The sequence below is a fragment of the Strawberry lethal yellows phytoplasma (CPA) str. NZSb11 genome (genome assembly GCF_000397185.1).
Lineage (GTDB): Bacteria > Bacillota_I > Bacilli_A > Acholeplasmatales > Acholeplasmataceae > Phytoplasma > Phytoplasma australiense.
This window is the reverse complement of record NC_021236.1, coordinates 946,052-959,779: the sequence shown is the minus strand read 5'-3', so window position 1 is coordinate 959,779 and position 13,728 is coordinate 946,052. Positions and strand designations below refer to the sequence as shown.

Annotated in this window: 11 protein-coding genes; 9 read left to right on the top strand and 2 right to left on the bottom strand. The window is 25.8% G+C overall.

What is annotated here, in order from left to right; all coding sequences use genetic code 11:
- Positions 1-630 precede the first annotated feature (630 nt).
- A complete protein-coding gene (locus SLY_RS04845) occupies positions 631-1,299 on the bottom strand; it encodes a DUF2963 domain-containing protein (RefSeq protein ID WP_015638404.1) in 669 nt (222 codons plus the stop codon).
- Positions 1,300-2,385: 1,086 nt separating this feature from the next.
- Between SLY_RS04845 and SLY_RS04770 the strand changes: the two genes are divergently transcribed.
- From SLY_RS04770 to SLY_RS04740, 6 genes are all read left to right on the top strand, one after another.
- The gene (locus SLY_RS04770) at positions 2,386-2,760 is read left to right on the top strand and encodes a holo-ACP synthase (RefSeq protein ID WP_015638403.1); all 375 of its coding nucleotides are present in this window, start codon (positions 2,386-2,388) and stop codon (positions 2,758-2,760) included.
- Between the two features lie 454 nt (positions 2,761-3,214).
- A complete protein-coding gene (locus SLY_RS04765; RefSeq protein WP_012359263.1) occupies positions 3,215-4,555 on the top strand; it encodes an FAD-dependent oxidoreductase in 1,341 nt (446 codons plus the stop codon).
- A gap of 43 nt (positions 4,556-4,598) precedes the next feature.
- Complete coding sequence (locus tag SLY_RS04760; RefSeq protein WP_012359262.1) at positions 4,599-5,210, top strand: superoxide dismutase; 612 nt, start codon at positions 4,599-4,601, stop codon at positions 5,208-5,210.
- A 40-nt stretch (positions 5,211-5,250) separates the two neighbouring features.
- The gene (locus tag SLY_RS04755) at positions 5,251-5,619 is read left to right on the top strand and encodes a transcription antitermination protein NusB (protein WP_235043275.1); all 369 of its coding nucleotides are present in this window, start codon (positions 5,251-5,253) and stop codon (positions 5,617-5,619) included.
- A 1,213-nt stretch (positions 5,620-6,832) separates the two neighbouring features.
- Positions 6,833-7,633 carry a hypothetical protein gene (locus tag SLY_RS04745; protein WP_235043274.1) on the top strand — a complete coding sequence of 267 codons (801 nt, stop codon included), beginning with the start codon at positions 6,833-6,835 and terminating at the stop codon, positions 7,631-7,633.
- A gap of 188 nt (positions 7,634-7,821) precedes the next feature.
- The gene (locus SLY_RS04740) at positions 7,822-8,415 is read left to right on the top strand and encodes a DUF2963 domain-containing protein (RefSeq protein ID WP_235043273.1); all 594 of its coding nucleotides are present in this window, start codon (positions 7,822-7,824) and stop codon (positions 8,413-8,415) included.
- A 1,476-nt stretch (positions 8,416-9,891) separates the two neighbouring features.
- On the opposite strand, the gene SLY_RS04735 is transcribed toward SLY_RS04740, so the two are convergent.
- Positions 9,892-10,974, bottom strand: coding sequence for a Fic family protein (locus SLY_RS04735; protein ID WP_015638393.1), 1,083 nt, complete (start codon positions 10,972-10,974; stop codon positions 9,892-9,894).
- A 1,222-nt stretch (positions 10,975-12,196) separates the two neighbouring features.
- On the opposite strand from SLY_RS04735, the gene SLY_RS05445 reads away from it, so the two are divergent.
- From SLY_RS05445 to SLY_RS04725, 3 genes are read left to right on the top strand one after another with little or no spacing between them, the layout of a single operon-like run.
- Positions 12,197-12,358, top strand: coding sequence for a hypothetical protein (locus SLY_RS05445; RefSeq protein ID WP_015638391.1), 162 nt, complete (start codon positions 12,197-12,199; stop codon positions 12,356-12,358).
- A gap of 59 nt (positions 12,359-12,417) precedes the next feature.
- Complete coding sequence (locus SLY_RS04730; protein ID WP_015638390.1) at positions 12,418-13,431, top strand: DUF2963 domain-containing protein; 1,014 nt, start codon at positions 12,418-12,420, stop codon at positions 13,429-13,431.
- Positions 13,376-13,723 (top strand): DUF2963 domain-containing protein, encoded by a 348-nt coding sequence (locus tag SLY_RS04725; RefSeq protein WP_235043272.1) that lies wholly within the window; start codon positions 13,376-13,378, stop codon positions 13,721-13,723. The genes SLY_RS04730 and SLY_RS04725 overlap by 56 nt, the downstream gene beginning before the upstream one ends.
- The last annotated feature ends 5 nt before the right edge of the window (positions 13,724-13,728 follow it).

Sequence of the window (13,728 nt, the reverse complement as noted above, 5' to 3'; positions counted from 1 at the left end):
TTGATACCTTTATTAATTATTTATTATTATTGGTAGTCGTAATTTTTTTTCATTAAATATAAATTCGGCTGATTTTTACTATTTTTTTAGTTAATTTTAGAAACTATTTTACTGTTTCGTTTTTAAAGACTTTTTTTAATTTAAAAATATTTTTCAAAACTAAAATTAAATAGTTGATTTAATATTCTTTAAAACTAACAAAACAAATTAATTAAACTTTTTTTATTATTTTTTTCATAATTTACTAAATGTATGATAATTTTTTTAATTTATTCTTTTGCTATATAAGTAAAAAAACTAAAAATGTACTAATAACAAAATAAAAAAATAATCTGCTACTTTATTTTATCATTTTGTTTAAAAAAACATGCAGTAAAAAAATTAATTTTAAAAATACTTAAAATATGTGTTAACTATATAATGATATTTAATTTTTTTTAAAGCAAAAAGAATTAAAAAAACAAAAAAATAAACGATCTTAATTTTATGGGGTCGTTTTGATGTTTCAAAAAAAGATTTTTTTAATTCATTAATATCAATTTTGATATTGAAGATTATTTAATTAATTTAAAGAAATATTTACTAAAAAATAATAATGGCAGGATTGACCATTTATTTTGTTTTAAATAATTATTGGTTTAAATTGTTTATTTGGTCCTGTTTTTTTGTTTCGCTTTCGTAATCTTCTATTCCCCAAATTGTTCCATCTTCTTTGTAATAAGTTTTTTTAATTTGTTCGCCTGTGGTTGGGTCGTATTCATATTTAGTGATGTAATCAATTGATCCATCTGGTTTGTATTTGGTTAATTTTGTTTCTTTCCCTGTAATTGGGTTAAATTCTGTGATGAATTTAATTGTTTTGCCATCGAGTTTGTACCAAGTTGATTTGGTTAATTTTCCTGTTTGGTTAAATTCAAAAATAACATCTTTTGTTTTGCCATCTTTGTAGTAGTCGGTACGTTTTGTTTCGTTACCTGTTTCAATGTCGTATTCGGTGATGTATTTAATTGTTCCATCTTGTCTGTAACAAGTTTCTTTGGTTTCTTTTCCTGTAATTGGGTCACGTTCAATATTGAATTCTATTATTTTGTTGGGGTTGTAACCGGTTGATTTAATTCTAATTCCTTTGACTAAGTTTTCTTCAAAAATAAACTTTGATCCATCATTTTTGTAAACGGTGTATTTTAAGTTATTAAAATAAAAATAAATATATAAACTTGTAATGAGTGCAAAAAATACAATGGATATAAATATATAAATAATCCATTTTTCTTTCTTATTCAATTTTTTCTTAGTCAATTGTTTTTTTCTCTTTTTTTATTTTCATTCTTTGGATAATATAGGGCACTAATATACATAATTTTATCATTAAACAATAAAAAAATCTAATTTTTCATTTGTTAAACTTTTTTTGTATTTATTTTATTCAAAAATTTTTCTTTCTTCTTTTTTGATATCTTCTTCTAATTTTTTATTTTGCATTCAAAAAAATAATTAAAGATCAAAAAAAACAAATAACCTTTTCTATTTTTTTAATTAATTTTTTTAATTAATTTTTTAATAACATTTTATTATTTATTATTATTTATTATTATTTATTATTATTGGTAGTCGTAATTTTTTTTCATTAAATATAAATTCGGCTGATTTTTACTATTTTTTTAGTTAATTTTATGCAAAATTAAGGAACAATTAAGGAACAATTAAGAAATATTTTATGCAAAATTAAGGAACAAATTTTTATTTTTTTAATGAATTTTGAAAACATTTTACTATTTTTTTCAATTTTATTTAATTTTTAGGAACAATTTAGGAACAAAAAGTTGATTTTTTTAAGTTAGGAACAATTTAGGAACAAAGTTAGGAACAAAAAACTTTTTCTTTTTTTATTGCTAAAAAATTAGTTTTTATATGATAAAAAAGATGTATCAATTTAAGTTAGGAACATTTTTTAACCACTTAGGAAAAATTAAACTTAATTGTGCATAACTTTTAAAAATGTTTTTTTTGTTGCTTAAAATAAGTTTTTAAATAAAAGAAAAAAATATTTATAAGTTTGCAATTTAAGCCTCATTTAAAACAAGTTATTTTACTTTAAGTTTTTTTAAACAAAATGATAAAATAAAGTAGCAGATTATTTTCTTATTTTGCAAATTATTTTGCAAACATTTTTTTAACTTTTTGTACTTATATAGCGGAGGGATTGTAAAGTTTTTAAAAAAACAGTCTGGAAAAATTGTTTTTTCACTCAGGTTAGCGGAATCAAACCTCACCATTTTTTAATTATTTCAAAAAAGTCTTAAAAACAAAACAGTAAAGCGTAAAATATGTGATTTTATCTTTTAATCAAAAATAATCATAATATTTAAAAGAAAGAAGTTTCCAATGAATGTTCAAAATATCGGTATTGATTTGGTTGAAATCAAAAAAATTCAAAAAATAGGCATTCAAGTTATTGCAACAAGAATTTTATCTTCTCAAGAAAAAAAATTTTTTCTTACTTTCTGCAATCAAGAAAGGCAATTAACTTTTTTAGGAGGAAGGTGGGCCGCCAAAGAAGCTCTTTTTAAAGCTTTGACCGCCCAAAACCTCAATAATTCTCAATCAAACTATCACGATTGGTCAATTTTAAATGATTCCAATAACGCCCCTTATTTAGAAAACCCACAATGGAAAAACAGAGTTTTGCTTTCCATCACTCACACTCACAATTATGCTTTAGCTATGGTTTTAATTTTACAAAAAGAAAAAAAGCTTTAAAAAATTTATTTGTTTTGTTGCTTTTAAAAAATATAAAATTATCTATTATTTTTTTAGTTTCAAAAAATATTTTTTGAATCAAAAATGTCTAACGTCATCTTCCCGCCATCTCCCGAACTCAACAATTATTCTTTAGCTATGGTTTTAATTTTACAAAAAGAAAAAAAGCTTTAAAAAATTTATTTGTTTTGTTGCTTTTAAAAAATATAAAATTATCTATTATTTTTTTAGTTTCAAAAAATATTTTTTGAATCAAAAATGTCTAACGTCATCTTCCCACCATCTCCCGAACTCAACAATTATTCTTTAGCTCATGTTTAATACAAAAAGAAAAAAAGCTTTAAAAAAAAAATTTATTTGTTTTGTCAACTTAGTTATTTTTTTATTGTATAATTAAAAGTGTATAGTTTAAGAGAAACTTGAAAGCAAAATAAAATTTTAAAAGGAGTTTATTATGAAAGTTATAATTATTGGTTGCACTCACGCAGGAACTGCAGCGGCCAAAACTATTAAAAAAACATCACCCCAAACTGATATTGTAGTTTATGAGAGAAATGATAATATTTCCTTCCTTTCTTGTGGACTTGCATTATATGTTGGCGGAGTTGTTAAAGATAGTCGTGGACTTTTTTATTCCAACCCTGAAGAATTAATCCACATGGGAATAAATACCAAATTACAACATGACGTTTTAAAAATAGATTTTGAAAAAAAAGAAGTTTTGGTTTGCAACCTAGAAACCAAACAAGAGTTTAAAGATAATTACGATAAATTAGTTATTGCGGCAGGATCATGGCCGGTTGTTCCTCCAATTGAAGGAATTCATAGCAAAAACGTTTTATTATCTAAAAACTTTAATCAAGCTAAAGAAATTATTTCTTATAGTCAAAAAGTTAATAAAATAACAGTGGTTGGAGCCGGTTATATTGGAGTTGAATTAGCAGAAGCTTTTGCTTTGCGAAAAAAAGAAGTGGTTTTAATTGATGCCGAAACTCGTATTATGCCTAAATATTTAGATGAAGAATTTACTGATGTAGCTCAAAAAGAATTAACCGATCATGGAGTTAAATTAGCTTTAGGACAAAGAATAGTCGGTTTTGAAACAAAAGATGGATTAGTTACTAAAGTTAAAACCGACAAGGACACTTTTGAAACTGAAATGGTTATTATGTGTATCGGATTCAAACCTAACACTAAATTATTTAATCAAGCTTTAAAAACCTTACCTAATGGTGCTTTAATAGTTAATGAATATATGCAAACATCAAACCCTGATGTTTATGCTTGTGGGGATTGTGTTAATGTTTATTCCAACCCTAAAAAAATCACCCAATATATTCCTTTAGCAACTAATGCTGTTAGAATGGGAACACTTGTTGGTCTAAATTTGATGAAAAACCAAGTTAAATATTTAGGAACCCAAGGAACAAGCGGTATCAAAATCATTGATTTAAATATTTCTTCTACTGGTTTAACAGAAACAGTTGCCAAAGAATTAGGAAAAAACTATGACACTGTTACCATTAAAGACGCTAACCGACCTGAATTTATGCCTGATTTTGAAACAGTTACTTTAAAATTAGTTTTTGACAAAGATTCTCGTAAAATTTTAGGTGGTCAAATCGTTTCTCGAATGGATTTAACTGAAAAAATAAACACTTTAAGTGTTTGTATTCAAAACGAAATGACAGTTGAACAATTAGCTTTTGTAGACTTTTTCTTCCAACCTCATTTTAATAAACCTTGGAGCCTTCTTAATTTGGCAGGACTCAAAGCTTTAGAAAAAAAGATTTAAAACCATTTATTTTTCTTGAAAAAACAAAAAGGAGTTTTTTAAAATGCAATTTAGTTTGCCGCCTTTAAATTTTAAATATGACGCTTTGGAACCATTTTTAGATAAAAAAACAATGGAACTTCATTATTCTAAGCATCATCAAACATATGTCAACAACCTTAACGATTCTTTAAAAAAACATCCTCAAATAACCCTTTCTTTAAGAGAAATGTTAACTGATTTATCTTTAGTTCCTCAAGACATTAGACAAACATGTCGTAATAATGGCGGCGGTCATCTTAATCATAGTTTTTTTTGGAACATCCTTAAATTAAACCATGGTCAAGGACCTCAAGGAATTTTAAAAGATTTAATTAACCGTGATTTTGGTTCTTTAGAAACCTTTAAAAATAATTTTGCAAATACTGCCAAAACTATTTTCGGGAGTGGTTGGGCTTGGCTCATTCTTAATCGTAAAGGTCGTTTAGAAATTACTTCTACTTTTAATCAAGATGTTGTTTTTAATCAAGGAGAACCTCTATTAGCTTTAGATGTTTGGGAACATGCTTATTATTTAAGTTATCAAAACCGAAGAGTTGATTATATTGAGGCTTTTTTTAACGTCATAGATTGGAACCAAGTAGAAACTAATCTCAAAAATCATTATAATGAATAATCATAAACGCTTTAAAAAATCCAGGTTATTGCGTATCAAAATGATGAAATTATTATATCAATATGATTTTTATAGCAATAACTTGAAAAAAATTAGTCAAGAAAAACTTCAAAGCGATTTTGAAAAAATTATTATGAAACTCCCCTTTATTGATGAAATCATTATTAATAATTTATATAATTATAAGTTAAATCGTCTAAATAAAGTTGACAAAGCCATTATTCGTTTAGCTACCTTTGAGCTATTAGAAAACAAAACTCCTTATGCTTTAATTATTGATGAGGCAGTAGAGTTAACGAAACAATTTTGCAACTTACATAACGAAAAACAACATAAGTTTAACAATAAACTATTAGATAAAATTCATAAACAATTAGAAATTAAAGAAACTACCAAAGAGACTTTTTAAGTCTCTTTTTTCTTTTAAAAAAACAAAAAAGAGCGGTAAAATGATCCAAAATATTGGGGTTTTGAATAAACAAAAGTATTTTTCCGATGATGAAAAGCAAAAATTTATTCCTAAATATTTGTCATCATTTTCTAAAACGTTATCTTGTATTAACTTACTATTATTATAACCAAAAAAATTTGTCAACAACAAAAAATTTAATAAAAAGATTTTTTTGAAATACTTAAAGCCCTCAAGCTAGAGGGCTAATTTTTTTAATTTAAAAACCAAAGATTTTATTAAATTAAAAATATATCTTTTCGGTTAAGTTTGCCTAAAAACTCTTGGCGGCTTTGGGATTGGATCAATCGATGGATTAATGTTGGCTTTTCATAATTAGTGAATGCTCCAAAATATTGGGGTTTTGAATAAAATAATGATACTAAAAACAAAATCAAAAAAATATTTTAAATTAAAATTTTTTAAGTTATTGCAACAAGAAAAAATTTATTAATAATTAAAACCCCAAACCGTTAAACTCAAAAAAGATGACCCATTTTTAATGGGTCTTTTTTTTTTATACCCTTCAAAGCATTAATGAAAAATCCCAATTACAAAACTAAATTTCTAATTTTTCCAATTTTTAACTACATAAAACCTAAATTTTTTTTTTTAAACAACGCCAAACTCACTACCAAAGACCAAAAAAATACCTCACGTTCTTAAAGCCATATAATTTATAAATTTTTTTCATCTTAATTAAAAAACTTGTTTTTTATTTTATGTGGTGTTATAATGAAAACATATACTAGTTATTTAATGCAAAAATAATGTCAAAAAAAAAGATAAGGAGCTGTTTTTTTTAGTTATCTTTTTGTCCTTAACAAGACGTAAAACTGTATAAAACTTTATCTTAACCAAAAACTTGTTTTTTTGGTGGATAATTGAGACATACTTTTTTAACTATTTTTAGACATTTTTTTTATTTAAGCAAAATTAAATTAAATAATTACAAAACCAAAAACCAAATTATAAAATCAAACTCAAAACAAAATGACAAAAAAACTTTTCAAGGATTTTTTTCTATCCCTCAAACAACAAACAAAGGAGTAAAAAATTATGAAAAAAACAACCAAAGTAATTAATGCCGTAATTGTTTTTTTTCATTACTTCAATCTTTGTTTCAGTGTTTGTTTTGGCATTAAATAATTTTTCATTATACGACCAAACTGTATTGGATATCAGATTACAAAATGGACTAACTGTAACATCTAAAATAACTAAATACACACCATACGGCAAAATCTTGATTCCTGACACCTACTTGCAAGACAAAGAACAAACCGAATACACATCAGAAAACTCCACATCAGAAATTGATTATTATTTTGATGTTACCTTAGAGTTAAATGGTTTTGATGTAGGTACAGATATTTATTTAAAAATCCAAGAAGACATTAAAATTGTAGAATTTGGACAAGAAATCGCAATTGGATCAGATAAATACGATTTTTCTAAATCTTGCACCATAAAAATATATGAACCAAAAAAATATGACCCAGAAAAAAATAAAATATGTGACTTAAAAACAAATCAACAGGAAGAAGAATGGGAAGAATTCAACCCATACAAAATAATAAATAAATGGGAAAAATACGATGAAAAAAACCCTCCAATGATTTATAAATACGACAAAAACAAACCCCCACAAAAAGACGATAAAGTCACTTACAAACTTAAAGCCAATTTTAAATACCATAAATTACCAGAATTTAAGGAAAAAGACCCACAAGACACAACCAATCTAGATTTTCAATTATACTTTGATATCAAATGCACGCCAGTTTATAAAGAAGGAGAAGAATTTAAAGAGTTTTATGACCCCGAAAATAAACCGAAACTTTCACAAGAACAGTCAATCAAACTTGCAAACCAAAAGACTCAAGACAGATCAAATTTAAATACAAACACATCCAACCACCACTCAAACCCAAAAAAACAAACCTTCTTGGCAATATTGTTGCCCCCATTTTAAAATTTTTTAAGAAAAAATAAATGTTTTATAGATAGATAAAAAAATAACACTCATGACAATTTTTTAACGTAGTTTTTGTAATTTGTAAAAAAATTTAGCCGTCTTTTTTGCTTAAAAAATCTTTTTTCCCTCGTCCTTGACAAAACGTAAAACTGTAACATCTAACATCAATAAAAACTTGTTTTTTGATGTTGCAATTAATACAATACTGGAGTCCTGAGGCAATAATTTACTTGCTTGATGTCATCAACGAAGCTTTAGAAAGATTGCCAGAAGAACAACAATTTTTTAGAGCTAATCGTACTTTAGAAAACATCTTAAAAACAACTGTTTCCGTTTTTGCTAGAACCAGAAGCGAAGGGAACACCAGAAGAGCTTTAATCAACAAAGAAGACTTAAAAAAAGCATATAAAATGATTATTTCGCAAGATATTCAAGATGTTAATGTTTTAAATGAGATTGAAAATAGCAACGAAAAAAATAATCAATCAAATACTACAATTAACCCTGATAAATCAAAGCGTATTAGAGAATACGACTTAAAAAAACAATTAATCAAATCAACTTATTGCAAAGATGGTACACACAACACTTTCATTTATGAATACGACCCCCAAACACGCAATAAGATCAAATATACTCAATACCAACCAGATGGCATAAAATTGGATTACATTGAAGATTTCGACCCTAAAACACGCAAAAAAACCAAACATACCCAATACAAAGCAAATGGAGAGAGGGATTACATTAAAGAATACGATCACAAACAGGAAAAGTAATCAATAAATAAGTTGTTTCAATGTAAAAATTATAGGGAACAAATCCACTAAAACTCGTTTATTTATCTGAAAATACTTGGATGTTCCAACATTTAGGAAGATTTTTGTATGTGATGATACATTATTTAAGACAATTTTTTATTTTTTCAAAAAAACTTTAGAGACTGACTTATTTTTTAGTCGGTCTTTTTTTGTACTCAAAACTAAAAAATAATAACTTTCGTATCTTTTCTAAAAACGTTTTTAGAAAGGAGTGTAATGCCAAACGATGAAATTAAAAAACAATTTTCAAACTTTTTATAAAAACGTTTTTATCTCAATTAAAAAATACCATAATTAAAAAAATCCTCCTTTTATTCAGAAGATTTAACTAAAAAAGTTAGAAAATAAATAAATTTTAAAATAAGATAAATGATAAGAAACAAGAAGATAAAAAATACTTAAAAGAAAATAAATAAACTTTACAAAAAAACAATAAAAAAACAAATCAAAAAAATATAGTTCTTTAAAAATTGTGGTTGCTTAATTAAAAGGTGTTTTTCTAAACTCCTCCAACTAAAACTTAAACTAATTTTATTACTTCCAAATATCAAACTCAAATTAAAAATTAAAAAACAATTTAATCATAAAGAAAATAAACAATAAAAAATAAATTAGAAAAAGATAAACAAGATTAAAAACTTGAATCAATAAAAAAACAAAAAGATTCAAAAGAAAATAAAGGCGAAGAAATAAAACCTCAAATTTGCGTTTGCTTGGAGTTTAGGAAAAAACAAAGAATAAACTTTTGCCTCAATTAAAAATGATACAATTAAATTTTTTTTAGTCATCTTTAGTATATTGAGCGGATCTAAAAAAAGTCAGAAATTAAATAAATTTTCAAATAAGATAAATGATAAGAAACGAGAAGATAAAAAAGATTCAAAAGAAAATAAACAAACTTTACAAATAAACAATAAAAAATGAATCAAAAAAACATAGTTATTTAAAAATTGGGGTTGCTGAATAAAAAAATCATCTTTTTCCAAGCTACTTATTAACGTAGTTTGGTTTTTTTGTTTTGAGAAAAAAATTAAGAAAAAAAGATTAAAAAAAGGAAAATAGCTGCTTTGAAAAAACGAGCTTAAAAAAACAAAATGTACTTTTTAAAAAACTAAAGTATGGTGCGGAGTTTAATAACAAATTGAAAAAATAACTATCAATATTCCGTCAAAATCATTTTTTTCCACACTTCCCCCAATTAAAACTTGAACTAATTTTATTACTTCCAAATATCAAACTCAAATTAAAAATTAAAAAACAATTTAATCATAAAGAAAATAAGCAATGATAACCCCCCGCAATTTATTTATTAAAACGAAAAATTGGGACTTTATAAAAACTTATATATTTTTTAATTTTTAAAAAAAATTTAGAACTCATTATTAACTCTGTCTTTTTTTTCTTTCAGAATGCGATATTTTAATTTTTTTTATTTTATTTATTTTTAATGTAATAGCTGAATTTATTATTATTGATTTTGGTAATGTATTTTTCTTTTAGTAATTGGTTCAAATAAAGCTCAATTGTAGTTTGACTTATGTGAGGCAATAATTCAATTATTTTGGCTTTAGTCATTTTTAATAAAGTGTTTTTAAAAACTAATTCAATTTGTTGTTTCGCGGTTAATTTTTGGAGATGAGGAAAAATAACGGCTCTTTCAAAAGTTTTATAAGCATTTAATAAAATACCTAACATATATCTTATAAAAGGGGTGGTGTCGTTAGTGTTTTCGTGCCAATTATAAGAACTTGATAATAAAGTTTCATAATATGTTTCTTTGCTTGATTCAATGATTTTATCTAAACTAATGTATTTTCCAATGACGTGGTTTGTTTTATATAACAAAAGGGTCATTAATAACCTTTGGATACGCCCATTTCCGTCTGTAAAAGGGTGGATGGAGACAAAATCAAAAATAAAATTAAAAATCAAGATGAGGTTATTTGTTTGCGGTTTGTTGAAGTTTTCTTGGAAAGTATTGCATAATTCTTCCATTTTAATGGAAATTAAATAAGGTTCTATAGGAGTAAAACGTATTTTTGTTTCGTTATTGGCTAATGTTTGAGTTATGTAGTTTTGAGTTTTTTTATAAGTCCCTCCATCAATATTTGTGTAATCATATAAAATGCGATGCATTTGTAAAATATAATTAGGTTTTATTTCAATTGAATCAAAGTTTTCATTAATTATATCCAAAACGTTTTTATATCCCACAATTTCTTCTTCATTTCTATTGATAGGTTTGATTTTGTTAATAGACAATTCTTTTAATCGTTTGTTGGTGGTGAAAACATTTTCAATTTTGTTAGATGATTCTATTGAAAATATTTTTGATTGCATCATTAAATTATCAAGGGATTTTAATTTATTTTGTTGAATGAATAAACCTAGGCGACCTTGATATTGTGAAATATTATTTAATATATTTGCGATGTCGTGTGGAATTTTTAAGTCTTTTAATTTATTGTAATCAAAGATTTTCAAAATTTGGAGTCCTTTCTTTATTAATAACTGCATATATTATAACATTTTTATGCAATTAATAATTATTAAAAAAATAATTGTTGATTGTTTTTTTGTTGAAAAAATGGTTATATATTGTTTTCAGGGAGGTTGAAAAAAAGAGTGTTTTTTTATTTTTGAATCTCTGTAATTCCTTATTTTTGTCTTAAATTTTTTTTGTTGTTTTTTAAAAAATAAAGTTAATTTGGTTTTTTTGGTTCTTTAATGTTTAAATGTGTGGGGGTTGATAAATAAAAAAAGAGTATTTTTTCGCTTTTCTCCCTATAATTCCTTATTATCACCTCAATTTTTTTGTTGTTTTTTGAAAAAAAGTTAGTTATATAAAAACAGATTTAATTTTTGAAAAGTATTTGGATTTTAAAAAAAGAAAAGTCTAAAATAACATCAAATCTAACCCCCTTCTTTCAATCAACTCAAAAACAAAAAGAAAGAAATAAAAAAACCATATGATAAAAAAAGCAGTAAAACCAAAAAGATTAAAAAAACAAAACACCTTAACATATAAGTAGTTTGAAAAAATACCTTTTATTCAACAACCCGATTTTTAAAAAACCATATTTGCACAAAAAAATATGACAAAAAAAGAATGAAAACAAAATATACTCAACATAACAAAATTGGATCACTTTGGTAAATCCATAATTATAATCCTGAAACAAGAAAACAACCAAAGAAACCCACTATCGCTAAGATGATAAAAAATTTATCTGATTGTTAAATACAATCCCACCACAGGCGATGAAATCCAAGGAATTGAATACATCAAAATACAACCCCCAAACAGAAAAATCAATCTCCCTACGTCTTTGATAAAACAACATTCATCTAACAATAATCAATCGCAACTCTCAAAAAATACTTTTTTAAAAAAAACAAAACACCCTAACATATAAGTAGTTTGAAAAAATACCTTTTATTCAACAACCCAATTTTTAAAAAACCATATTTGAACAAAAAAAACAATATGACAAAGAAGAATAAAAATTAAAGGGATTAAAAAATAAAATACCTCAAGGAAAAATGAGATCAATTGGGAAATCATCTGTACTTGTAATCATAATATCTTAGGCATGCCTCCTGTTTTTGACACTAAATTTCCGTCATTAATAAGACAAAAAAACTGTCAGAAATATTATAACCCAAGCAAGAAACTTGTTTTTTTGTGTTATAATAAAAACATATACTAGCTTTTTAAAGACAAGAAAGGAGATGTCTTTTGAATAAGCAAAAGAGACTTTTCCCCGTTATCACGGTTGCATTAATTTTTATTATTTTTTTCTGCCTTTTTATGCATGACAACACTCAAACCCCAATTATACCACCAAACACCCAAACCAAACCCAAAACGAAATTACAGGCCAAATCACCTCCAAATTAGATACACCCAAAATAAAAAAATATAATAGTGAACTTGCACGATGGAAAGACAATTGCTTTTTGACCCCCACCATTTCTATCACTCCTTCTAGGATACGAGAAGAATTCGGAACATCACCTAAAACTTTTTATGACGAAACTGGTAGGCAATGTTATTATAGTTATAACAAAGGATTGATTTATGACACTTGGTGGTTAGATGACCAAAAATTTTCTAGTGATTTATTCAATCCTATATCTTACAATCATTATATGAGTGATATTTCCATTAACCATTATTACAACACAAACAAGCCGCCAATTAAACCAGGAGTGCCTCAAGACTATGATTTTAATTGCGATTCTCCTATTCCCTATATCCTAAACTGTATTAAATATAAATACAATGAAGCTCGTAAAAAAATCCAAGATATCTATTACAAACCCGATGGCACAACAATTGATTATACTATTGATTACGACCCCCAAACAGGTAAATCAATCAATCAAACCAATTATAAATCTGATGGCAAAACAAAAGATGTTATTTTTGAATTTAACCAAACAGGCCAAAAAACAAAAAAAATCAATTACAAATCCGACGGACAAACAATTGATTCCATCACCGAATCAGACCCTAAAACAGGCAAAAAGGCCAACCAAACCTATTACCACATAGACGGATCAAAGACGATTGAAGAATTTAGCCCCCAAACAGGAAGATTAATCAAAACAACTTATCACCACAAAGACGGCTCAAAGTTTATCACAGATTTTGACCAAACTACAAGCAAACAAATCAGATATACCCAACATAACAAAGACGGTTTACTTTGGTACACCTATAATTACGACCCCCAAACAGCAAACAGGACCAAATACACCCATTATAAACCAGACGGAAAAACTGTTTACTACATCATTGAATTCAACCGCGAAACAAGCAACCAAAGCGAACTAACCGAATTCGACTCCAAAACAGGCAACAAAATCAAATATACCAAATACTACGAAGACGGAAAACAAACCAAATACACCATTGAATTCAACTATCAAACAAAAAAACCGAACCCAAGAAATTCAGTACAACCTTGATGGCTTAATTTTGTGCAAATTTGAATTCAACCCCCAAACAGGAAAATTAACCAAACAAATCAAATTTATCAACAAAGATCAAAAAACAGAAGAGATTAATTACAACGATGACGGCAAAACAATTAAGGAAACCATTAAATATGAATATAACTCTGAAACAGGAAAATTAACCAAACAAACCAAATTCAACGACAAAGATAAAAAAACAGAAGAAATTAATTACAAATCCGACGGCAAAACCGTTGATTCCACCAAAAAATTCAATCCTGAAACTGGTCAAGAAATTCAATAGACCAA